We start from the raw sequence: 23,848 nt of genomic DNA on the forward strand, positions 1-23,848 counted from the left end.
GCAGGCGGGCCCTGGATGCCCGCCGAACCCAATTCAAGGGGGACTGGGAATGTTGGGACGCACGCCCTGCAGGGCACTATGCATCGCCGCCGCCGTAATGGTGGCATCGATGCAGCCTGTCGCGGCACATGCGCAAGGCGACGCTTTCGAGGCGAAAATCGCCGAGGCAAAATCCTCGATGATGGCCGATTCTTCCCAGGCTCTCCGCCTGGCCCGTGAAGCTGGCAAGCTTGCCACCGGGACGGGAAGTGAGGCCGACGAGGCGCGGCTGACTGCAAAATGGCTCGAAGGCGAGGCCTTGATGCGGCTCAATCGGGCATCCGAAGCGGCCGAAATCATTTCCAGCGCGCTTTCGGAAGCGGAAAAGTCCATCCCTGATAGCAAGCTTTACGCAGATTTGCTGCGCTCGCAGGGATCGATCGCCGCGATCTCAAGCGACTATGCCGGGGCTCTGTCTGCCTTCCTCAAGGCGCACCAGCGCTACAATCTGCTGGGCGAAAAGCGCAGCGAAGCGATCGTGCTCCAGCATATCGGTTCGCTCTATTCCGATGCCCGCGATTATGAGCGTGTGCTGCGCTACTATCGCCAGGCGACCGCCACCTTTCCCGAGGATGATGCCCTTTCGCTTTCTGCCCACAACAACAAGGGCAACGCACTGAAAGAGCTGGGCAGATTTGAAGAGGCGGAGGAAGAGTTCCGCTCGGCGCTAAAGATCGCCGAGAAGATGGAAAGCCCGCTACTCGAGGCGCGTATCCTCAACAATATCGCTTCGGTTCAGATGGCACGCGGACGGCTTGCGGCCGCCGAAGAAACGGCCAACACAGTGATGGCAATCGCTCGCCGCGATGCACCCGAATGGGTCCCATTCATCAACGGTGTTCGCAGCCAGATTGCCCTCGCACGCGGCGACCTGAAGCGTGCTGAAGCCTATCTGTCACAGACATTCGCGGGCCAGAACCTGACGCAGACCATTCCCTATTTCCGCGATTTCCACCAAACGGCATACGAGACCTTCCGTCGGCTCGGGAATTACCGCCTTGCCGCCGAACACATGGCGGCTTTCAATCGGCTGGATAGCCAGGCGCGCGATCTCTCGGCCAAGGCCAACAATGCCATCCTTGGCGCCCGTTTCGAAGCTGCCGAACGCGAAGTGCGCATCGCTCGCCTCTCGGCCGACAAGCAGGCCAAGGAGGCACAGCTCGCAGCCCAGAACAACCAGCTGATCGCGCTTAGCGGCGGGATCGCGCTGGCGCTTCTCCTCATTCTCGGCGGCCTGTTTGTGTTGCGCAACATTGCCCGCAGCCGCGCCGCCATTGCTGCGGCCAATGAAAAGCTCACCTATGTCACGCAGCATGACAGCCTGACCGGTCTCTACTCGCGCGACTATTTTCGCAGCCTGCTCGATCAGCAGCTGGAACTGCACGCGCGCAGCGAAATCCCCAGCGTGCTGATGCTGGTCGATCTCGACCGGTTCAAGCAGGTCAATGACGTGTATGGCCACGCTGCCGGCGACAAGCTTCTGTCGATCCTGGGCGAGCGCTTCCGCAAGGTCGTAGGTGCAGAAAATTACATCGGACGCCTCGGCGGCGACGAATTCGCCATTGTCCTGACCGGGGTGCAAACCGCCGCGCAAGCGCTTCCGATCGCGCACAAGCTGATCGAGGAAGTCAGCGAAGCCTATCTGATCGACGGTTTCGAAATGAACGTTGGTGCATCGATCGGCATCGCCGTGATCGGCGCAGACGGGCAGACCAACAGCGACATGATGACCAATGCAGACCTGGCGCTGTATGACGCCAAGCGTCGGGGGCGTGGCACTGCCGTGGTCTATTCGGCCCATATGCGCATGCAACTGGAAGACAAGGCCGAGCTTGAAGCCGATCTGGCCGATGCGCTGAAGAATGACGAGCTGTCGATCCACTACCAGCCGATCGTTCGCGGCGCCAAGCGCGAGGTCATGTATTACGAAGCGCTGATGCGCTGGAACCATCCGGTGCGCGGCATGATCCCGCCCAGCGTGTTCATCCCGATTGCCGAAGACACGCTGATGATCGAGCACCTCGGTTCCTGGATGTTGCGCAGCGCCTGCAAGGAAGCGGCAAGCTGGCCGGAGAATATCAAGCTGACGGTCAATATCTCTGCGCTCCAGCTTTCGACGAGGGCGTTTCTTGGCACCGTGGTTGAAGCCATGGCTGCAAGCGGTATTGCCGCCGACCGCCTGGTGCTTGAAGTGACCGAAACCATGCTGCTGGAAATGGACGAGGACCTGGATGCCCTGCTCACGAGCCTGAGCCAGCTGGGCGTGTGCTTTGCACTCGACGATTTCGGGCGCGGTTATTCCTCGCTCAGCTATATCGAGAAGATCCGCTTCTCGATGATCAAGATCGACCGCAGCTTCGTGCAGTCCGCAGCCACCGGTTCGCGCCGCAGCGAAGCCATCGTCGCCGCAATCGTGTCGCTGGCGCGGTCGCTCGATATCGATGTCACCGCTGAAGGGATCGAAGAAGAAGAGCAGATGTCGGCGCTCGAAGCGCTCGGCTGTGCCTGCTTCCAGGGTTTCCACATCGGCCATCCGATGCCCTATATCGAGCAGGGCGCACTCCTTGTTGCGGACAATCCGCGCAAGGTCGCCTGATCGGGCGGCCTAGCGCCCGCGCTTGACGATTTCGTCGATCTGTTCGCGCAGTTTGGGATCCCACTCGGCCCGCATTTCACGGATCTTGGCCAGCAGCGGCTCGTTCTCCCACGAGGGAACGTCGATCTTGTAGAGATCGGCCAGCTCGCGCATCGAACTGCGGTCCATCTCCTCGAACACGTCGACCATCGCCTGTGCGGACTGGCGATCATGACCCAATGCTTCGAGCGCCGAACGCCCGATCCTGAGCGATCCGTCATAGGTCTCGCGGATGATGTCGCGGCAACCGAGTGCCCACAGCTTGTAGACATGGTCGCGGTCGATCGCGCGCGCGGTGATATGCACGTGGGGGTAATTGGCCGCAACATAGCCGACCAGCTTGTCGATCTGATCTTTCTCGTCGAGCGCGACCACCAGCAATTTCGCGCGCGCTATGCCGGCGCTCGCCAGTAGATCGGGCCGCGTCGCATCGCCGAAATAGCTGCGCACACCGAACTTCTTGAGCTGTTCGATATGGCGTGAATCGTAATCGATCACCGTTGCACGGTAGCCTGACAGGTCAAGGATGCGGTCGACGATGCCGCCCACCCTGCCTCGCCCGGCCAGGATGATCTCGTTCTCCTCGTCGATCGCGTCGGGCTCCCGCTCGTCGCCCAGGGTGGCATAGGCGCGTGCAATCACCTTGTCATAAAGGATGAACAGCAGCGGCGTGAGCAGCATCGTCAAGGCCACGATCAGCAGCAGCAGGTCAGCCAGGTCACGCGAGAACACCGCATTGGCAAGCGCAAAGGAGATCAGCACGAACGCGAATTCGCCCGCTTGCGGCAGGCTGAGGCAGAACAGCCATAACGCCTGGCGACGCAAGCCATAGCTCCAACCGATCGCCAAAAGCACAGCCGATTTGGTCGCAATGGTCACCAGCGCCCAGAACACCACTTCGCCAAAGCGCTCGCTAGCCAGCGCGAAATCGATCCCCGCTCCCACGGTGATGAAGAACAGGCCCAACAGCAGGCCCTTGAACGGATCGACGTCGCTTTCCAGCTCGTGGCGGTATTCGCTCGTCGCCAGCACCACCCCGGCGACAAACGCGCCAAGAGCCGGTGACAGGCCGACGAGCGACATCAGCAGCGCAATCCCGATCACCACCACCAGGGCGGCTGCGGTGAAGAGCTCGCGCAAGTTCGCCGCCGCGATATAGCGGAACAACGGACGGATCGCATAGATGCCGATGGCGACTACTGCGCCCACCGCGCCGATCCGCACCAGCGCCGCGAGCCAGCCCGACATATGCGCCGTCAGGTCCAGCCCGCCATGGCCGCCCCCGCCCCCGTGCCCGCCGGCTACGCCCGCCAATTCAGGCAGCGCGAGCAGCGGGATCAGCGCCAGGATCGGGATCACCGCAATGTCCTGCACCAGCAGCACGGAAAAGCTGGCTTCGCCGCCTTCGCTGCGCAGCAGGCCCTTCTCGTTGAGCGTCTGGACGATGATCGCAGTGGAAGACAGCGCCAGCACCATGCCGATCGCCAGCGCAGTCTGCCACGGATTGCCATAAATCAGGCCGATTGCGGCGATCGCCAGCGTCGTCAGCAACACTTGCCCGCCGCCAAGCCCGATCAGCTTGCCGCGCATGTCCCACAGCCGTTTCGGTTCAAGCTCCAGCCCGACGATGAACAGCATCATCACCACGCCGAATTCGGCGAATACCTGCATCGCCTCGACATCGACATCGAGCGCGCCCAGCAGCGGGCTGATCGCCATGCCGGCCAGCAAATAGCCCAGCACCGAGCCGAGCCCGAAGCGGCTTGCCAGCGGGACCGCCGCGACCCCCGCAATCAGGATCAGGAAAGCGAGGAGGAGAAATTCGGCCATCAATCCCCCCTCGCCGCTAGCCATCAGATGTGCAAGGCCTTGCTGTAAGCGCTGAGCACGCTTTCGTGCATCATCTCGCTCAGCGTGGGGTGCGGGAACACCGTCTGCATCAATTCGGCCTCGGTCGTCTCAAGCTGCTTGCCCACGACATAGCCCTGGATCAGTTCGGTTACTTCGGCGCCGATCATGTGCGCACCCAGCAGCTCTCCGGTTTTCGCATCGAACACAGTCTTGATGAAGCCCTCGGCCTCGCCCAGGGCGATGGCCTTTCCGTTGCCGATAAAGGGGAAATTGCCGACCTTGACCTGGTAGCCCGCTTCCTTCGCCTTCGCCTCGGTCATGCCGACGCTGGCGACCTGCGGGTGGCAATAGGTGCAGCCCGGGATGTTGTTGCGGTCGAGCGGGTGCGGGTGGACATCCTTGTTGCCCAATTCCTGCGCGATGGCTTCAGCTGCAGTCACGCCCTCGTGCGAAGCCTTATGCGCCAGCCATGGGCCGGGGGTGCAGTCGCCGATCGCCCACAGGCCCTTTGACCTGGTGCGGCCATAGGGATCGATCTGGATGAAGCCGCGATCCATGTCCGCGAGTTTCTCGATCCCGATATTCTCGGTGTTGGGTACGATGCCGATGGCGACGATGCAGTGGCTGAAATCCTGCTCGGAAACCTTGCCGTCCTTGGCCTTGATCTTGGCCTTCACGCCGCTGGCAGTGGCTTTCAGGTCCTCGACACCCGCGCCGGTCATGATGGTCATGCCCTGCTTGGTCAGGCTCTTTTCGAGGAAGGTCGACACGTCCGCATCCTCGACCGGCACAATCCGTTCGAGCATTTCCACCACGGTAACTTCGGCACCCATGTCATTGTAGAAGCTGGCGAATTCGATCCCGATCGCGCCGCTGCCGATCACCAGCAGCTTGCCCGGCATTTCCGGCGGGGTCATAGCGGTGCGATAGGTCCAGATGCGCTTTCCATCCGCCGGGGCGAAGGGCAGGTCGCGCGCGCGGGCGCCGGTCGCGACGATGATGTGCTTGGCGGTGAGCTTCTCCTCACCCTTCTCGCCTTTAACCGTCAGCGAGGTCGGGCCGGTCAGCGTCCCCTCGCCCATATGCACCGCGATCTTGTTCTTCTTCATCAAATGCGTGACGCCCTGATTGAGCTGCTTCGCCACGCCGCGGCTGCGCTTTACCACCGCTTCCAGATCGGCTTCGATCTTGCCCGCGACCTTCAGGCCATAGGACGCCGCATGGTCCATATAGTGCTTGATCTCGGCGCTGCGCAGCAGCGCCTTGGTGGGGATGCAGCCCCAGTTGAGGCAGATTCCGCCAAGATTCTCGCGCTCGACGATCGCGGTCTTGAGCCCCAGCTGCGCACAGCGGATCGCGGCGACATAGCCGCCGGGGCCGGAGCCGAGCACGATAACGTCATATTGGTCAGACATTCAGTTTGAACCTTTCAATCCTGAACCGATGGAACACATGGAACACAGTCCATGGGTAAGAATTTTGCCGGGCGAAATGGCATTGAACTGCGTGTGGCCATTAAAGTGAGGAGGTGTTCTATCATCGCTCACCTATCGCATCATCGACACTCTGTAGGACAGCGCCCTAGTTACACCACCAGCCCCATCGGGTTCTCGACCAGCTGCTGGAACGCCTGCATCAGCTGTGCGCCGTCCGCGCCATCGATCGCGCGGTGGTCAAAGCTGCCGGTGGCGCTCATCACCGTCGCCACCGCCAGCGCGCCGTCGACCACATAGGGCCGTTGCTCGCCTGCGCCCACCGCCAGGATCATGCCCTGCGGCGGGTTGATCACCGCGTCGAACTGCTTGGTGCCGAACATGCCGAGGTTCGACAGCGAAGCGGTACCGCCCTGGTATTCGTGCGGTTGCAGCTTGCCGTCGCGCGCCTTGTTCGCCAGCTCCTTCATCTCGGTGCTGATCTGCGCCAGCCCCTTGCGGCCGGCGTCGCGGATGATCGGGGTGATCAGGCCAGAAGGCGCCGCCACTGCAACCGAGATATCCTCGCGCGTGTACTGGTGCAGCGTGTCGCCCTGGAAGCTGACATTGCACTTGGGCACGCGCTGGAGCGCGCGGGCGAGCGCCTTGATCAGCAGATCGTTGACCGACAGCTTCACGCCATCGGGCTCAAGCGAAGCATTAAGCTGGCTACGCAGCTTGAGCAGCGCGTCGAGGCGCACGTCCACGGTGAGGTAGATATGCGGCACGGTCTGCTTCGCCTCGGTCAGGCGCCGGGCGATAACCTTGCGGACATTGTTGAGCTTCTGCTCTTCATAGGGAGCGTCCAGATCGCCGCCCAACTGCGGTACCGCGACGGGTGTCACTGCAGGTGCAGGAGCCGCGGCAGGCGTCGCAGCAGCCGGCGCTCCGGGCTTGGCCGCTTCGACATCGGCCTTGACGATGCGGCCATTGGGGCCGCTGCCCGAAACGCTCGCAAGGTCGATGCCCTTTTGCTCTGCGATCCGCTTTGCCAATGGCGAGGCGATGATGCGATCCCCGCTCGATGCAGGTGCCGCTGGAGCTGAAGCTGGAGCCGGTGCCGGTGCCGGAGCCGGAGCCGGCGCACCGCCAGCAGCGCCTTCGACGTCTTCCTTGGTGATCTTGCCCTGGGGGCCGGTGCCGGTGATCGACGCCAGATCGACGCCCTTTTCCTCGGCCAGCTTGCGCGCGCTGGGCGTGGCAGCGGGGCCTTCCGGCGCAGCAGCGGGAGCAGGTGCAGGCGCCGCGGCAGGAGCGCTGGCATCTTCGCCCTCTTCGGCGAGGATCGCGATAACCGTGCCGACCTTCACCCCTTCGGTGCCTTCCTGAACCGCAATCGAGACGATCGTGCCTTCGTCCACCGCTTCGAATTCCATCGTCGCCTTGTCGGTCTCGATCTCGGCCATGATGTCGCCGGCGGCAACGCTGTCACCCGGCTTCACCAGCCATTTGGCAAGCGTGCCTTCCTCCATCGTGGGCGAGAGCGCAGGCATCTTGATTTCGATCGGCATCGTCGGACGCATTCCCTTCAATTACGCTAGGGAAGCCTGTGCCGAATTCGGGCGCACTGGGCAAGGACCTTGCGAAGAATACGTTTTCAGATGATACCCCGCCGCAAAGGAGTTGGGGTGCATGCGGGTCTTTGTAGTCGTCATCGACGAAACCGACGAAGCGCGTTCGGCCTTGCGCTTCGCCGCGCGGCGCGCGGGCGCGGTCGATGGCGGGGTGCATATCCTGGCGCTGGTGCCGCAACAAAACATCAGCGCCTTCGGCGGCGTGCAGGCGACGATCGAGCAGGAAGCGCGCGACCGGGCGGAAATGCTGGCGCACGGCGCAGCAGGCAGCCTGCTGGCGGAGATGGGCGTGATGCCCACCATCTCGGTCGCGATGGGCGGCGGGCAGCGCGTGATTCGCGAGTATCTCGACGAGCATGGCGAGGTTGCCGCGCTGGTGCTGGGCGCGGCGAAGGGCAGCAATCCCGGCCCGCTGGTGACGCATTTCTCCGCCATTGCCGGGTCACTGCCCTGCCCGCTCTACATCATCCCCGAAGAATTCGACGAAGCCGCTGCAGGCGGTTGACCGCTCAGCGCTTGCGCTTGCCCTGATGGCGGATATTGCCGGGGCGCCCGCGTTTTCCGGCCACATATTTGCCCTGTTTCGGCGGGCCGGATTTGCGGCGCGGCGGCGGGCGATTGCCCCGCGGTTCGATTTCCATGCCATCGCTATCGACCGGTACGAACTTGAGCGCACCGGTCAGCGGATTGGCTTCGGCCAGCTTGAGCCGCAGTTTGTCCCCCATGGCATAGCGTGTGCCGCTGTCTTCGCTGACCAGCACCTGCGCCGCTTCCTCGTAACGGAAATGCTCGCGCCCCAGCGTGGAAACCGGCACCAGCCCGTCGCCGCCCAAGCCGACGATGGTGGCAAAGAAGCCGAACCCTTGTACGCCGGTGATGCGCGTGTCGAACACTTCGCCCACCCGGCCTGATAACCACGCCGCGACGTAGCGGTCGATCGTTTCACGTTCGGCCTCCATCGCGCGGCGTTCGGCCTGGCTGATCGCGTCCGACACCTGTTGCAGGCTCGCGCGGTCGCGGTCTGACAGGCCGGTCGTTTCCGGCAGGTTCGCCTTCGGTTTCGGTTGCTCGAGCTTATAAGCGTCAACCAGCGCGCGGTGGACCAAAAGGTCAGCATAGCGGCGGATCGGCGATGTAAAATGCGCATAGCTGCCCAGCGCCAGCCCGAAGTGCCCGACATTGGCTGGCCCGTAATAGGCCTGCATCTGGCTGCGCAGCACAGCCTCCATCACCTGCGCCTTCTCGCCCTCGTCGCTCACGTCCTTCAGCATGCGGTTGAACAGCGAAGGGGTGATGACCTGGCCGAGCGAAAGCTTGCGCCCGAAGGTGGCGAGATAGTCGCGCAGGGCGAGCAGCTTCTCGCGTCCCGGCGCTTCGTGCAGGCGGTAGACCACCGGCGCGGTCTTGGCTTCAAGTGCCTTCGCCGCGGCAACATTGGCGGCGATCATGAAATCCTCGACCACGCGGTGTGCATCGAGGCGTTCACGCACCGCGATTTGGGCGATCTGGCCTTTTTCATCGAGGAGCACTCGGCGCTCGGGCAGTTCCAGTTCCAGCGGATCGCGCGCATGCCGCGCCCGTTCCAGCAAGCGCCAGCAAGCCCATAGGTTCTGCAGGTGCTCGGGTGCATCACCGGTGTCGATCGCGGCTTGCGCATCTTCATAGGCAATATTGCCTGCGATCCGCACCAGTGCCCGGGTAAAGCGGAACTTGGTGACATTGCCGTGCTCGTCCACACGCAGGTGGCAGGCCATCGCTGCGCGGTCCTCGCCTTCCTTCAGCGAGCAGACGTCCGCACTCAGCACTTCGGGCAGCATCGGCACGACCCGGTCAGGGAAATAGACCGAATTGCCGCGCTTCCTCGCCTCACGGTCGAGCGCGCCGCCAGAGCGGACGTAGAACGACACATCGGCGATCGCGACGATGGCGTTGTAACCGCCCGCTCCGTCCGGCTCGGCCCAGATCGCATCGTCATGGTCGCGCGCATCGGCCGGATCAATCGCCACGATCGGCAGGTGGCGCAGGTCTTCGCGATGGTCCGCGCTGAGCGGCAATTGTGCAGCCAGTTCGCCTTCACGCAGCGTATCTTCAGCGAATACGTGCGGGATGCCATGCTTGGCAATCGCGATCAGGCTGAAGCTCTTGGGCGCGAGCGGATCGCCCACCACTTCGATCACCTTGACGCCGGAGCGTTCGGACCGGCCCGTGCGTTCGGCGATGACCAGCTGGCCTTCCTCCGCCTCGCCCAGGTCGGAAATCAGCGAGGCGTTGCGGATGCGTTTATCGACCGGGGCGAGCCAGGCTTTGCCGGTCCGGTCGATCTCCACCACGCCCATCAATCCTTCGGTGCGGGCCGGCAGTTTCTTCATCGGATGCGCGATCCACCCGCGCTCGGTTTCCTCCGTGCGCGAAAGCACACGGTCGCCGCGCTTGAGAGCGGGCATGCGTTTTCCGCCCTTGCCCTTCATTTCGCGCATCGTGAGGCGCGGCGGCTTGTCCGGTGCATCGGGCGACCAATTATCCGGAATGGCGATCGGCTCGCCGTCTTCGATATCGACCACGCGCAGCACGGTGACCTTGGGCACGCCCCCCATGCGGTGATAGGCGGTCTTCTTGCCGTCGATCAGGCCTTCCTCGGCCATGTCCTTGAGCAGGCGCTTGAGCGCGATCTTTTCCTGCCCCTTCAGCCCGAACGCCTTGGCGATTTCGCGCTTGCCGGCGGGTGTATCGGACGTCTGGACGAACTCCAGAACCTGCTTCTTGCTGGGAAGGCCTTGCGGGTGCCGGACGGGTCGCTTCGCCAAATCAATATGCCTTGGCGATCAGGATCCGCTCGACCGCCGGTGCGCCGGTGAAGATGCAGGTGCCGTCCGCCGGGGCAGCATCGCGCGGCACATTGCGGATCGTCAGCTTATGCGCCTTCAGCGTTTCCACCACCTTGTCGAGCGCAGCGCCGCTCGGTTTCGACCACTGCACTTCCAGCCAGCCCGGATATTTGGTCGAACCATCATAGAAGGTGGCCACCTCATCCAGCGATGTCACGCCGCGGGTGATGTTGGCATCGCGCCGCTCCGCCGCTTCATTGAACAGCGATTGCTGGATATCTTCGAGCAGCGCACCCATGCCGGAAACGCATTCGTCGCGGGCAATGAACTGGAATGCGGCCTTGCCATTCTCCATGTCCCACAGCCGGTCGCGGCGGATCATCGCCACCTTGCCTTCTGTCATGTCGCGCGGGCCGACTTCGATGATGACCGGCGCGCCCTTGCGCACCCAGTCCCACCGCTTGGCCGCCGCCTGGCCGGGCTTGGTGTCGAGCAGCACCCGCACCGGCTCGCCCATCGAAGTCTCTGCGGCGAGCTGGCTGTGCAAGTCCTTGCAATAGGCCAGCACATCGGCGTCTTCGGGCTTGTCGCGCAGCATCGGCAGGATCACGACCTGGTACGGCGCAATGCGTGGCGGCACGCGCAACCCGTCATCATCGCCATGGGTCATGATGACGCCGCCGATCATGCGGGTCGATACGCCCCAGCTGGTGGTGTGGCAGAACTGTTCGCCGCCTTCGCGGTCCTGGTATTTGATCCCCGCCGCATGCGCGAAATTGGTGCCGAGGTAATGGCTGGTGCCGGCCTGCAGCGCCTTGCCATCCTGCATCATGGCCTCGATCGACCAGGTCTCAACCGCGCCGGGGAAACGTTCGTTCTCGGGCTTTTCACCGGCAATCACCGGCAGCGCCAGATCTTCTTCGGCGCAGGCGCGGTACATCTCCAGCGCGCGGTGGGTTTCTTCCAGCGCATCTTCACGGTTTTCGTGTGCGGTATGCCCTTCCTGCCACAGGAATTCGCTGGTGCGCAGGAACATGCGGGTGCGCATTTCCCAGCGTACCACATTGGCCCACTGGTTGGTCAGAAGCGGCAGGTCGCGCCAGCTCTGGACCCAGCGCGCCATGGCATCGCCGATGATGGTTTCAGACGTCGGGCGGACAACCAGCGGCTCTTCCAGCTTCGCTTCGGGATCGGGGATCAACCCGCCCTTGCCGTCAGCGATCAGCCGGTGATGGGTGACGACCGCCATTTCCTTCGCAAAGCCTTCGACATGCTCGGCCTCCCGCTCGAAATTCTTCAGCGGGATGAAGATCGGGAAGTAGCAGTTCTGGACGCCGGCCGCCTTGATCCGGTTATCCATCAGGCGCTGGATGCGTTCCCAGATGCCATAGCCCCACGGCTTGATCACCATGCAGCCGCGCACCCCGGATTCCTCGGCCATGTCGGCTGCGGAAATGACTTCCTGATACCATGCAGCGAAATCGTCCTCGCGCTTGGTGTTGAGGGCGTGGCGGATCTGGGACACTTGTGTTGGTTTTCCTGCTGGTGCGTGGAGGGTCTTGCGGCGCCGCCCTTCGCGTTATTTGCTGAGTTCGTCCAGCTTCTTCTGCATTTCGGCCATCTGCTTGCGCAGCGCGGCGATCTCGTCATTTTGCCCGCCAGAAGGTTTGTCGGCGCGCTTGTTCATGCCCGGCATCAGGACATCGGTGGCCGCACGCATCATCGCCATATTGGTTTCGTGGATCTTGGCGAATGGCGTGCTGCTGATCCCCTTTTCGAAGGCCTCGCGGATCTTGCCCTGGTTCTCGCGGAAATTGGTCATCGCCGCTTCGAGATAGCTAGGCATCATCGCCTGCATCGAATTGCCGTACATGCCAATGAGCTGGCGCAGGAAGCTGACCGGCAGCATCTGTTCGCCACCGCTCGCCTCTTCATCCATGATGATCTGGGTCAGGATAGAATGGGTGATGTCTTCGCCGGTCTTGGCATCAAGCACCTGGAAATCGACATTGTCGCGCACCATCGCCGCGAGATCTTCCAGGGTGATATAGCTTGAGGTGCTGGTGTTGTAGAGCCGCCGGTTGGCGTATTTCTTGACGATGACGGTGTCGCCCTCGCCCGCGCTTTTCTTGGCCATGTGCTGCAATCCCAAAGGTAGAATGCTGCAGCATTAGCACTTGCACAATGTGCAGCGCAACATGGCGCTATCGGCTTTTCAAGCGTTGCCCCAGAACGGTCAGCAATTCGTACTGCGGGATGCCGCTTTGCTGCGCTGCATCGGGCAGCGAATAGGGCACACTCAACCAGTCGCCTTCGCTGAGATCGGGTGCGTCCGATAGATCGATGACGATCATGTCCATCGACACTTTGCCAAGCACCGGAAGGCGATGTCCGTTGTGCTCCAGGGCGCCAACTTCACGCCAGTGATGCAGGTAGCCATCGGCATAACCAAGCGAGGCGACGCCGACCCGCATGTCTCGCGGGGCAATGAACGTGGCGTTGTAGCCAACGCTTTCGCCCGCGACGATCTGGCGGGTCTGGATGATCGCCGCTTCGGGATAGGCCACCTGGCGGATTTCGCTCGCCAGTTCCGGCCGCTGCCATCCCCCGTAGAGCGACAGACCAGGCCGGGTGAGGTCGAAATGGTAATCGGGGCCAAGCGCAATACCGGCGCTGTTGGCGAAGCTGACCTGCCCATGTTTGATCAGTGGAATGACTGCTTGAAATGCGGCGAGCTGCTGCACATTCTTCGGGCCATCCTCGTCAGCGCTGGCAAGGTGCGACATCAGCGTGCGCACATCGAGCTGCGCGACCAGCGGGTCGCCGACTTCATGCGGCGACAAGCCGAGCCGGTTGATCCCGCTGTCGATCATCAGGTCACACGGCCCGCCGCCGCTCTCGACCCAGCGCTTTGCCTGCGCCAGCGAATTGATCGTGGGGATCGCGCCGGTCGCCCGGGCATAGGCTGCATCCGCGTCAGTCAGCGGCCCGTGTAGCACGGAAATGCTGCTTGCGGGCACATGACGGGCGACCGCTGCTACTTCGCACCAGTGGGCGACGAAGAATTGCTGCGCACCGGCATCGCGCAAAACCGGCAGGCACTGCGCGACGCCCAGCCCATAACAGTCTGCCTTGACGGCAGCACCGGCAGACGCCTGGCCGGACAGTCGGTTCAGCGCGCGCCAGTTTGCCGCCAGCGCGTCTCGATCGATCTTCAGCCGCAACGATGGCGGCGGTGCGTCAGCCATGTGTGTCTTCGAAATCGCGCGGCGGGCCATCGGGTATGCCCCACCACAGCACCACCAGGCCGAAGGCGACAATCCCCCATGTGTACCAGAGTCCGGAATAGATATTGCCGGTGCTGGCCACGATCACACCCGCTATCAACGGCAGGAAGCCGCCGAGATAACCGGCCCCGATGTGATAGGGGATCGACATCGAACTGTAGCGGATCGAGGGCGGGAACATCTCTGAAAGCAGCGCCGCCACCGAACCATAAGTCAGCGCGGACAGGATACCTAGACCCAGCAGGATCGCGCAAATTCCCAGCAGGTTTGCGAGCTCCGGCTGTTGCTTGGTGAAGTCGAAGCCATATTCGCTCAGGGCGGCCTGAAGGCCAGCCTTGCGCGCGGCACCATCATCGAACCACTCCGGCTCAAGCCCGATCTCTTCGCTGCCCACAGTGACGCGAAGGGCCTCACCCGGCACCATGGTGTAAGCCACGCCCGAGGCGGTGAGTGTTTCGAGGATCTTGCCGCATTGGGTCTGATCGCGATCGAACAGTTCGGCAAAAGGATCGGTGGTACACTGCGGCCCTTCGACCCGCACCGGGGTGATCTTGGCCGATTCCTGCAACCCCGGGTTGGCCAGGCTGCCGAGCGCCCAGAACGCCGGGAACAGCAGCAACAAGGTCAGAACGGCGCCAATGACTATGGGCTTCTTGCGACCGACCCGATCCGACCATTTGCCGACAATCAGGTAGAAGCTCATGATGATCAGGCCGGTCACGAACAAGATCAGTTCAACCGTCTGGTCGGCCACGTTCATCGGACCGCGCAGGAAGCTCATGCTTGAGAAGAAGCCGGTGTACCAGATCGTCGTCAGGATGCCGGATACGCCAAACAGCGCCACGAAAATGCGCTTCTTGTTGCCGGGATAGGTGAAGCTTTCGATGAAGGGATTTCCGGCGATTTTTCCTTCCTGCTTCATGGCCTGGAACACAGGGCTTTCCGACAGCATCAGCCGCATCCACAGCGAAATGCCCAGCAGGATGATCGACAACAGGAACGGCACGCGCCAGCCCCAGGCGGCAAAGTCGTCCTCGGGGATCAACGCGCGGCAGATCAGAACCACGGCGATCGACAATACGAAACCGCCTGCCACACTGGCCTGGATGAAGCTGGTGTAATACCCGCGCTTTTCGGGCGGCGCGTGTTCGGCGACATAAATTGCCGCGCCGCCATATTCACCGCCCAGCGCAAGCCCTTGCAGGATGCGCAGGAAGATGATGATGATCGGGGCCACGATGCCGATCGTATCGACTGTGGGAATCAGGCCGACGCCCGCCGTCGCAATCCCCATCAGCGTAACCGTGACAAGGAAGGTGTATTTGCGCCCCAGCTTGTCGCCCAGATAGCCGAACAGCACCGCACCGATCGGGCGAAAGGCGAAGCCGACCGCAAAGGTCGACCATACCAGCAACAGGCCCAGCGTCTCGTTATCGGTGTCGTAAAACGCATCTTTCAGGATGTAGGCAAGCGTGCCGTATATGAAGAAATCGTACCATTCGAAAATCGTGCCGGCGCTGCTGGCGCCGATCACCAGGCGGATTTCCTTTTCGCTTGGTTCACGAATGGCAGTGCTTGCTGTCTCTGACATGGCGCTTGCGCTCTCCCCTTGGCTAGGCCGGCCAAGCTCTAACCGCTGGCATCGCCCTTGGAAAGCGCTTGCAGCGCAGCCTTCCACGGCAGCAGCAGTGCACCGTGCCTTCCCGGATAATCGCGCGCGACCAGCAACGGTCCGAAACCGGGCCACGTCGGTTCGGCACCGGTTGGCTCGTTCAGCCAGCTTCCGATTTCAGCCAGGTGTCCCGCAAGATCGGCCCGGTCGAAGCCCTGGCCGCCTTTCGCGAATATCGCTGCCGAGGCCTGACCCACCGCGCAGGCCGAAACGCGCAGACCAAGGCGGGCGATCCTGCTCCGATCGTCAAGCTCAAGCCCGATCTCGATGCTGCTGCCGCAGGTCTTGGAGCGCGCGCTGCCGGAATGCTCCCATGCGCCGACGAAAGGATAACTCGCAAGCTCAGTCGCTAGCGACAACAGGGTTGGCGAGTAGAGCTGTCCCGCCGTGCCAGCGCTCATTCTGCCGCTTCCGCAGCCTCGCGCAATGCTTCGCGGCGCTCGGCGATGATCTCGACCATTGCGCGCGAGCTGGTATCGATAATCGGATAGGTTCGACCGGTCACAATCCAGTCTGGCCGCCCCTTGTATCCCCACACGGTGTCATAACCGAGCGCAAGCAGCGAGAAGGCGAAGACCACGATCAGGCCGCCCTTGAGCAGGCCGAAACCAAAGCCAAGCACCCGGTCAATCGGGCCCATGATCGAATTGCGCGAGGCCTCGCCCACATTGTTCGCGATCACCTTCATGGCCGCATAGGGGATGAGCAGCAGCAAAACGAAGGCCAGGATCGCGGTAGTGATCGGGGAGTCGATATAACCATCAAGGAACTCGGCCAGAGGCGTATGGAGCTGATGTATTGCAAAAGCCGCCAGCACCCAGGCCGCCAGAGAGAGCACTTCCTGAACCAACCCCCGCATGAAGCCACCGATGGCGGCAATGCCGACAATGACCAGCACAATGATATCGAACCCGTTCATGGGTTGTACCGATTATGGATTTGCCATCACGCGGTCAACGAGGTTCGCAACTTGTCCCAAACCGCGATAGTTAATCGCCGACGAGCCGTTTTCGGCAGCCGCCGGGCCGAATGCTGCGGTGAAGCCCAGCTTGTCCGCCTCGCGCAAACGCAAACTGGTGTGTGCGACGGGCCGGATTTCGCCCGCCAGCGATACTTCCCCGAACCAGACCGATTGTTGCGGCAAGGGCTTATCGGCGAGTGCGGAAACGAGTGCTGCGGCCACCGCAAGGTCAGCCGCCGGATCCGACAGGCGGTATCCCCCGGCGATATTGAGGTAAACTTCGGCCGAGCTGAAGTTAAGCCCGCAGCGCGATTCCAAGACTGCAAGCAACATCGCGAGCCGGCTGCTGTCCCAGCCCACCACCGCGCGGCGCGGCGTAGCGCCCGATTGCAGGCGCACGATCAGCGCCTGGATTTCCACCAGCACAGGTCGCGTGCCTTCCAGTGCCGGGAAAACGGCGCTCCCCGCCAGCGGCTGATCGCGTCCCGAAAGGAACAGCATGGATGGATTGCCCACTTCTTCCAGACCTTCGCTCACCATCGAGAAAACGCCGATCTCGTCGACCGCCCCGAAGCGGTTCTTCAGCGCACGCAGGATACGGTATTGATGGCTGCGCTCCCCTTCGAAGCTCATCACCACATCGACCATGTGTTCAAGCACGCGCGGACCGGCGATGCTGCCGTCCTTGGTAACATGGCCGACCAAGACCATCGCGACCCCATTTTCCTTGGCATAGCGGATCAGTTCGAAGGCACAGCCGCGAACCTGGCTGACTGTGCCCGGCGCGCCTTCGATCGTGTCGGAATACATCGTCTGGATCGAATCGATCACCAGCAGCGCCGGTGGTGCCATCTGGCCCAGCGTCGTCAGGATATCGCGGACCGAGGTTTCCGAAGCCAGCCTGATCGGTGCATCGGCCAGGCCCAGCCGTGACGCGCGCATGCGCACCTGCCCGGCCGCCTCTTCGCCGCTGACATAGACCACTTCGCGCCCGCTGCGCGCAATCGTTGCCGCCGCTTGGAGTAGTAATGTAGATTTACCGATGCCCGGATCGCCGCCCATCAGCACTGCGGAACCGGGTACCAGCCCCCCGCCAAGCGCCCGGTCAAATTCCTTGAGCCCCGTTGTTTGCCGGACCGGCAACTCACCGGGTCGGTTGAGTTCGACAAACTCCACCGCTCTGCCCCCGCGCGACAGATCGTGCTTTTGCGAGAAAACGGTCGCCGGTGCATCCTCCACCAGCGTGTTCCACTCGGCACAGTCGGGGCATTGCCCTTGCCAGCGGTGCGAAACACTGCCGCAAGCCTGACACACAAAGCGTTTCTTGGTCTTGGCCATAGTCGCGCGATAAACAGAACATTACAGGAACGCAATTGCCAACTTGCGGTTGGCACGTCACTATCCCCCGATGCACCAGAAGGAACTTCGCATTGCCCTGGTCTGCTACGGCGGCGTCAGCCTGGCGGTATACATGCATGGCGTCACCAAGGAATTGTGGCACCTGGCGCGGGCAAGCCGTGCGTTCCATGCCGGCGAGACGGCCGAAACCGGCACTGCAAAAATATATCGGGATCTGCTGGAGCACATCGAACAAGCACATTCGCTCAGGTTGCGGGTGTTGCCGGATATCCTGACCGGGGCCAGCGCCGGCGGGATCAACGCGGTGTTCCTTTCGCAAGCGATCTATGCGGGCCACTCGCTGGAGCCCCTGACCGACCTGTGGCTGGAAAATGCCGATGTCGACCGCTTGCTCGATCCCGACGCGCGGCCCCTATGGAAATTCGCCAAGTTCTGGGCGCAGCCGATTGCATGGTGGCTAATCTCACGCCCTGGCAATGTCGTATCCGAAAGCGTCGCACCCGAAACGCGTGATGAAGTTCGCAGGAAAGTGTCGCGCTTCATTCGCGGGCGCTGGTTCGAGCCGCCGTTTTCCGGCGACAATTTTTCGCAACTGCTGTTCGATGCATTGGCCGCGATGCGTGATGCCCCATCGGGGCCGCCGCTGCTGCCGCCGGATCATCCGATCGACCTGTTCGTGACCAGCACGGATTTTCGCGGCCATGTGGAACTCCTGCGCCTCAACAGCCCGCCGGTCGTGGAAGAGAGCGAACATCGCCTGCCAATTCACTTTCGCGGACAGATTGACCATCTGCCGGGTGACGGCATTGCCAATCTGCTGGAACTGACCTTCGCCGCGCGTGCCACGGCCAGTTTTCCCGGGGCATTCCCGGCATTGGAATTGAAGGAGATCGACCGTCTGGCCCAGCGCAGAGGGGTCGACTGGGCCAGCCGCAGCGAATTCCTGCACCGGATAATGCCCACACATGCGCGGCTTGATACGCTTGAGAAAGTGGCGCTGATCGACGGATCGGTTCTGGTCAACGCGCCCTTTGCCGAAGCGATCAACGCGCTGCATGGTCGGCCCGGCCACCGCGAGGTTGACCGCCGCTTCGTCTATATCGATCCACGGCCAGACCGGATCGCCACGATGAAGGATGAAACCCCCAAGCCGGTGGGATTCTTTGCGGCAATCTTTGGTTCGATCTCCACCCTGCCGCGCGAACAACCGATCCGCGACAATCTGCAACTGCTTGAACAGCAATCGCGCGACGCCGCCCGCCTGCAGCAAATCCTGGCCGGTTTGCGTCCCGAGGTCGAACGTGCGGTAGAGAAACTGTTCGGGCTAACCTTCTTCCTCGACCGCCCCACGCCCAAAAGGCTGCATGGTTGGCGCGCCAAGGCGCAGCAGGCTGCAGCCGAGAACGCGGGGTATGCCTTCCAGTCGTATGCGCAGGTCAAGTTCGCCGGGATTGTCGATCAGCTGGCAAAGCTGGTGAGCGATGCCGCACCGCAGCTCGACCTGCCCGATTGCGACCCGATTGCGGCTGCCTTGCGGGCTGAGCTAGAGCGTCGGGGCCTCAGCGAATTGTCCGGCCCGAAGGGTGGTGCCAGCGAAGCCGCCATCGGCTTTTTCCGCGCCCATGACGTCGGCTTCCGCATCCGCCGGTTGCGCATGCTGGCAAGGCGTTTGGCACGCGATTGGGAACGCGACCCGGAGATCCCTGACGATGCATTGGATGTGGCGCGAAGCGAGATCTACGCCATCCTGAGCGACTATTACCACCGCGATACCCTCGCCGCGCTAGGTCCTGATTTTCCAGCGATCGCGGCCAATGTTTTCAGGGACCCAGGTGCGGTGCTCGATTTCCTGGAGCAGAAGCGCCTGCTCCCCGAAGTCGATGACCAGGCCGAAGACAGATTGTGCGAAGCTCTCGGCAAGATGCCCAAGCAGCTTCGCCGCCGGATGCTGCTCGCCTATCTCGGCTTCCCTTATTTCGATGTCGCTACCCTGCCCTTGCTGCAGCAGGAGGGTTTGACCGAATTCGATCCGATCAAGGTTGACCGAATCTCTCCCGATGACGCCCGTTCGATCCGCGATGGCGGTGCGCGGGCGACGCTACGCGGTATCGAGTTCTATAATTTCGGGGCCTTCTTCAGCCGTGCCTATCGCGAGAACGATTATATCTGGGGGCGGCTGCACGGGGCCGAACGCATGATCGACCTGGTCTGCTCGACGCTCGAGCGACCATTGGATGAGGATGACTGCCGCAGTTTCAAGCGCGCCGCGTTTGACGCCATTATCGATGAGGAACTGCAGGCCGGGCGCTGCGCGCGGGACCTTCTAGAAGGATTGCGCGCGGAAATCGCCGCGCGCTTTACCTAGCTGCCGAAAGCATCCTTCAGGCGATCGAAGAAACCCTTGCTTTCCGGGCATTCCTCACCGGTTTCGGTGTCGCGAAACTGCTCGAGCAATTCTTTTTGCTTCTTCGACAGCCTGGTGGGCGTTTCGACTGCGATTTCGACCACCAGGTCACCCCGTCCGCGGCCCTGCAGCACCGGCATGCCCGCGCCACGTACCGCGCAGCTGCTTGCCAGACTGGATGCCGGCCGGAATCTCGACGGTGTTCGCGTCGCCGCCCAGGTCGGGGATGTCGACCGTACCGCCCAGCGCCGCCGTGGTGAAACTGATCGGCACCCGCGTGGCCAGCGTGGTGCCTTCGCGCTGGAACACCGGATGCGGCTTCACATGGACGAAAATGTAGAGATCGCCCGGAGGTGCGCCGCGCGGGCCTGCCTCGCCTTTTCCGGCCAGGCGGATGCGGGTGCCGGTATCGACACCGGGAGGAATTTCCACTTCCAGTGCGCGCGCCTTGTCCACCACGCCTTCGCCGCGGCATTCCTTGCACGGATCCTCGATCACCGCGCCGCGCCCGTGGCAGGTCGGGCATGGCCGCTCGACCACGAAGAAGCCCTGCTTGGCGCGGACCTTGCCGTGACCGTCGCACATGCGGCATTCGCGCTCGCCAGTGCCGGGCTTTGCGCCCGAGCCGGAACAGGTCTCGCAGCCTTGAGATACCTCGATTTCGAGCTCGACCGACTTGCCGTGGAAGGCATCGTCGAGCGTCACTTCAAGATCGTAACGCAGGTCGGCACCGCGGCGTGGCTGGGCCCGGCGTGCACCGCCGCCGCCAAAGGCGCTGCCGAAGATCGTCTCGAAAATATCGCCGATGTCGCCAAAGTCGCCCTGCGGGCCGCGGCCACCGCCACCCATCCCGCCGTTCTGGAACGCGGCATGGCCGAAGCGGTCGTACGCTGCACGCTTCTGCGGATCCTTTAGGCAGTCGTAAGCCTCGTTGATGGCCTTGAAGCGCGCTTCGCTATCGTGGCACCCCGGATTGCGGTCGGGGTGATACTTCATCGCCAGCTTGCGATAAGCGCTCTTGATCGCGGCACCATCGGCGTCGCGGGTTACTTCGAGCAGCTCGTAATAATCGATATCGGTTGAAGCCATAAGGTCCCCGCCCCTTCAAAGCCTATCCGCCACCGGCGCTGCATGCACCAGTGGCGGGAAGGCCTTCATCAGGACATCAGCCCTTGTTGTTGTCTTCGTCGACTTCGGAGAATTCGGCGTCGACCACTTCCTCGTCAGCGGGCTTTTCAGTTGCGCCTGCATCCGGCGAAGCGGCAGCTGCCTGCTCCTTCTCGTAGATCTGCTGGCCCATCTTCATGGCCGCTTCGGTCAATGCCTGCGCCTTGGCGGTGATCGCCGCGACATCGTCACCTTCCAGCGCGCTCTTGGCGTCCGCCAGGGCGGCCTCGACGGCTGCCTTGGTGTCCGCATCGATCTTGTCGCCATGCTCTTCAAGCTGCTTTTCGGTAGCATGGACCAGGCTGTCGGCCTGGTTGCGGGCCTCGGCGGATTCGCGCCGCTTCTTGTCTTCCTCGGCGAATTTCTCGGCATCGCGCACCATCTGGTCGATGTCGGCGTCCGATAGGCCGCCCGAGGCCTGGATGCGGATCTGCTGTTCCTTGCCGGTGCCCTTGTCCTTGGCCGACACGTTGACGATGCCGTTGGCATCGATGTCGAAAGTGACTTCGATCTGCGGTACGCCGCGCGGCGCCGGGGGCAGGCCGACAAGGTCGAACTGGCCGAGCAGCTTGTTGTCCGCAGCCATTTCGCGCTCGCCCTGGAACACGCGGATGGTCACCGCATTCTGGTTGTCCTCGGCGGTCGAATAGACCTGCGTCTTCTTGGTCGGGATCGTAGTGTTGCGGTCGATCATGCGGGTGAATACGCCGCCCAGCGTTTCGATGCCGAGCGAGAGCGGCGTCACGTCGAGCAGCAGCACGTCCTTGACGTCACCCTGCAGCACGCCCGCCTGGATCGCGGCGCCCATTGCCACCACTTCGTCGGGGTTCACGCCGGTGTGCGGCTTCTTGCCGAAGAATTCCTCGACCACTTCGCGGACCTTGGGCATGCGGGTCATCCCGCCGACCAGGATCACTTCGTCAACGCTGCCCTTGTCGATACCGGCATCGGCCAGCGCCTTCTTGCAGGGCTCGAGCGTGCGCTTGACCAGGTCACCCACCAGCTGTTCCAGCTTCGAACGGGTCAGCGTTTCCACCAGGTGCAGCGGGGTCGACGAACCGTCTTCCATGCGCGCGGTGATGAAGGGCAGGTTGATTTCGGTCTGGGCCGAGCTCGACAGCTCGATCTTGGCCTTTTCCGCCGCTTCCTTCAGGCGCTGCAGCGCAAGCTTGTCCTTGCGCAGGTCCATGTTTTCTTTCGATTTGAACTGTTCGGCCAGATATTCGACGATCGCGCTGTCGAAGTCTTCGCCGCCCAGGAAGGTGTCGCCATTGGTCGACTTCACTTCGAACACGCCGTCACCGATCTCGAGGATCGAGACGTCGAAAGTGCCGCCGCCAAGGTCATAGACGGCGATGGTCTTACCATCGTCCTTTTCGAGACCATAGGCTAACGCCGCTGCGGTCGGTTCGTTGATGATGCGCAGCACTTCAAGGCCGGCGATCTGGCCGGCGTCCTTGGTCGCCTGGCGCTGCGCGTCATTGAAGTAAGCCGGGACGGTAATGACCGCCTGCGTCACGGTTTCGCCAAGATAGCTCTCAGCCGTTTCCTTCATCTTCTGCAGGATGAAAGCGGAAATCTGGCTGGGCGAATAGTCCTCGCCGCCCGCGTTCACCCAGGCATCGCCGTTCTTGCCCTTGACGATGTTGTAGGGGACCAGTTCCATGTCCTTCTTGGTCATGGGATCGTCAAAGCGGCGGCCGATCAGGCGCTTCACCGCGAAAATCGTATTGTCGGGGTTGGTCACCGCCTGGCGCTTGGCCGGCTGCCCGATCAGGCGCTCACCATCCTTGGTGAAAGCGACGATCGACGGCGTGGTGCGCGCACCTTCCGAATTCTCGATAACCTTGGGTTTGCCCCCGTCCATCACCGACACGCAGGAGTTGGTGGTGCCGAGGTCGATACCGATTACTTTGGCCATTCTATTCCCATCCATTCAGTTCTTGGACACCGCGCAATGTGCCTTCCAAAAGTGGCAAGGCAGCTCGGCGGCTCAGTCCGTCCGGTGTGTTATGCGGGTGATATAGGTGCGGTTTCGCTTGGCACAAGGGAATGGGGACACTAGTTTTTGCCCCTGTCTCAAGAGGAGAAACCCTATATGAAATTTACCCGGATTGCCGCCGCTGGCCTGCTTGCGTCCAGCCTTGTCCTGACTGCATGCGGCGGGGAAGCCGAGCAAGCTACCGAAGCCGCACCCGAAGGCATTCCCGGAATGACGGTCGAGAACGCGCGCCTGGTGCTGCCGCCCGTCGCTGGCAATCCGGCCGCGGTCTATTTCGATCTCGACTATGAAGGCGACCGGGCGCTCTCGATCCGCCGGGCCGATGTAACGGGCGCAGAGGAAACCCAGATGCACGCCTATGCGATGAACAACGGCAAGATGGAAATGGGCGAAACCATGCCGATCGCCATCACCAAGGGCACCAAGATCGCGTTCGAGCCGGGCGGTTATCATATCATGGCATTCGGGCTGGCTGACACGGTCCAGGCCGGAACCACGGTTGAAGTCACACTGACTGTATCGGGTGGCGACAAATACTCCTTCGACGCGGAAGTGCGCGCAGCGGGGGATGAGCGCTGAGCCAATTTAATGCCGGGAATG

The 23,848-nt window shown here is 62.4% G+C and carries 16 protein-coding genes and 1 pseudogene; 4 read left to right on the forward strand and 13 right to left on the reverse strand.

Annotation, left to right across the window (positions count from 1 at the left end; translation table 11 throughout):
* Positions 1–49: 49 nt before the first annotated feature.
* Positions 50–2,635, forward strand: coding sequence for an EAL domain-containing protein (locus G6N82_RS01005; RefSeq protein WP_165192896.1), 2,586 nt, complete (start codon positions 50–52; stop codon positions 2,633–2,635).
* 9 nt (positions 2,636–2,644) lie between these two features.
* Here G6N82_RS01005 and G6N82_RS01010 read toward each other — a convergent pair whose 3' ends face one another.
* The 3 genes from G6N82_RS01010 to G6N82_RS01020 form a co-directional block, all read right to left on the reverse strand.
* Complete coding sequence (locus G6N82_RS01010; RefSeq protein ID WP_165192898.1) at positions 2,645–4,504, reverse strand: cation:proton antiporter; 1,860 nt, start codon at positions 4,502–4,504, stop codon at positions 2,645–2,647.
* Positions 4,505–4,527: 23 nt separating this feature from the next.
* The gene (gene lpdA / locus G6N82_RS01015; protein ID WP_165192899.1) at positions 4,528–5,940 is read right to left on the reverse strand and encodes a dihydrolipoyl dehydrogenase; all 1,413 of its coding nucleotides are present in this window, start codon (positions 5,938–5,940) and stop codon (positions 4,528–4,530) included.
* Positions 5,941–6,110: 170 nt separating this feature from the next.
* On the reverse strand, positions 6,111–7,508 hold the full coding sequence (locus G6N82_RS01020; RefSeq protein WP_165192900.1) for a 2-oxo acid dehydrogenase subunit E2: 1,398 nt from the start codon (positions 7,506–7,508) through the stop codon (positions 6,111–6,113).
* A 121-nt stretch (positions 7,509–7,629) separates the two neighbouring features.
* On the opposite strand from G6N82_RS01020, the gene G6N82_RS01025 reads away from it, so the two are divergent.
* Positions 7,630–8,076: a universal stress protein gene (locus G6N82_RS01025; protein ID WP_165192901.1), complete on the forward strand. Its 447-nt coding sequence runs from the start codon at positions 7,630–7,632 to the stop codon at positions 8,074–8,076.
* A 4-nt stretch (positions 8,077–8,080) separates the two neighbouring features.
* Here G6N82_RS01025 and G6N82_RS01030 read toward each other — a convergent pair whose 3' ends face one another.
* The 8 genes from G6N82_RS01030 to radA form a co-directional block, all read right to left on the reverse strand.
* Entirely contained in the window at positions 8,081–10,375 is a 2,295-nt protein-coding gene (locus G6N82_RS01030; RefSeq protein ID WP_165192902.1) for a VacB/RNase II family 3'-5' exoribonuclease, read from the reverse strand.
* 1 nt (position 10,376) lies between these two features.
* Positions 10,377–11,921 (reverse strand): proline--tRNA ligase, encoded by a 1,545-nt coding sequence (gene proS, locus G6N82_RS01035; protein WP_165192903.1) that lies wholly within the window; start codon positions 11,919–11,921, stop codon positions 10,377–10,379.
* A gap of 54 nt (positions 11,922–11,975) precedes the next feature.
* Entirely contained in the window at positions 11,976–12,533 is a 558-nt protein-coding gene (gene phaR, locus G6N82_RS01040; RefSeq protein WP_165192904.1) for a polyhydroxyalkanoate synthesis repressor PhaR, read from the reverse strand.
* Positions 12,534–12,600: 67 nt separating this feature from the next.
* The gene (gene alr / locus G6N82_RS01045) at positions 12,601–13,644 is read right to left on the reverse strand and encodes an alanine racemase (RefSeq protein WP_165192905.1); all 1,044 of its coding nucleotides are present in this window, start codon (positions 13,642–13,644) and stop codon (positions 12,601–12,603) included.
* Positions 13,637–15,274 (reverse strand): MFS transporter, encoded by a 1,638-nt coding sequence (locus G6N82_RS01050; protein WP_165192906.1) that lies wholly within the window; start codon positions 15,272–15,274, stop codon positions 13,637–13,639. Before G6N82_RS01050 ends, alr begins: the two co-directional genes overlap by 8 nt.
* Positions 15,275–15,312: 38 nt before the next feature.
* The gene (locus G6N82_RS01055; protein ID WP_206520252.1) at positions 15,313–15,756 is read right to left on the reverse strand and encodes an iron-sulfur cluster assembly scaffold protein; all 444 of its coding nucleotides are present in this window, start codon (positions 15,754–15,756) and stop codon (positions 15,313–15,315) included.
* Positions 15,753–16,274, reverse strand: a complete 522-nt coding sequence (locus G6N82_RS01060) for a CvpA family protein (protein WP_165192907.1) — start codon at positions 16,272–16,274, stop codon at positions 15,753–15,755. The genes G6N82_RS01055 and G6N82_RS01060 overlap by 4 nt, the downstream gene beginning before the upstream one ends.
* A 12-nt stretch (positions 16,275–16,286) precedes the next feature.
* Positions 16,287–17,654, reverse strand: coding sequence for a DNA repair protein RadA (radA, locus tag G6N82_RS01065; protein WP_165192908.1), 1,368 nt, complete (start codon positions 17,652–17,654; stop codon positions 16,287–16,289).
* A 70-nt stretch (positions 17,655–17,724) separates the two neighbouring features.
* Here radA and G6N82_RS01070 point away from each other — a divergent pair, with 70 nt between their 5' ends.
* Positions 17,725–20,040, forward strand: a complete 2,316-nt coding sequence (locus G6N82_RS01070; protein ID WP_165192909.1) for a patatin-like protein — start codon at positions 17,725–17,727, stop codon at positions 20,038–20,040.
* Here G6N82_RS01070 and dnaJ read toward each other — a convergent pair.
* Positions 20,037–21,168, reverse strand: a pseudogene (gene dnaJ / locus G6N82_RS01075) (molecular chaperone DnaJ). The gene G6N82_RS01070 and the pseudogene dnaJ overlap by 4 nt on opposite strands.
* 76 nt (positions 21,169–21,244) lie before the next feature.
* Positions 21,245–23,167: a molecular chaperone DnaK gene (dnaK, locus tag G6N82_RS01080; RefSeq protein ID WP_165192910.1), complete on the reverse strand. Its 1,923-nt coding sequence runs from the start codon at positions 23,165–23,167 to the stop codon at positions 21,245–21,247.
* A 177-nt stretch (positions 23,168–23,344) separates the two neighbouring features.
* Between dnaK and G6N82_RS01085 the strand changes: the two genes are divergently transcribed.
* The gene (locus tag G6N82_RS01085; protein ID WP_165192911.1) at positions 23,345–23,827 is read left to right on the forward strand and encodes a copper chaperone PCu(A)C; all 483 of its coding nucleotides are present in this window, start codon (positions 23,345–23,347) and stop codon (positions 23,825–23,827) included.
* Positions 23,828–23,848 lie beyond the last annotated feature (21 nt).

The sequence above is a fragment of the Altererythrobacter sp. BO-6 genome (assembly GCF_011047315.1).
GTDB lineage: Bacteria > Pseudomonadota > Alphaproteobacteria > Sphingomonadales > Sphingomonadaceae > Erythrobacter.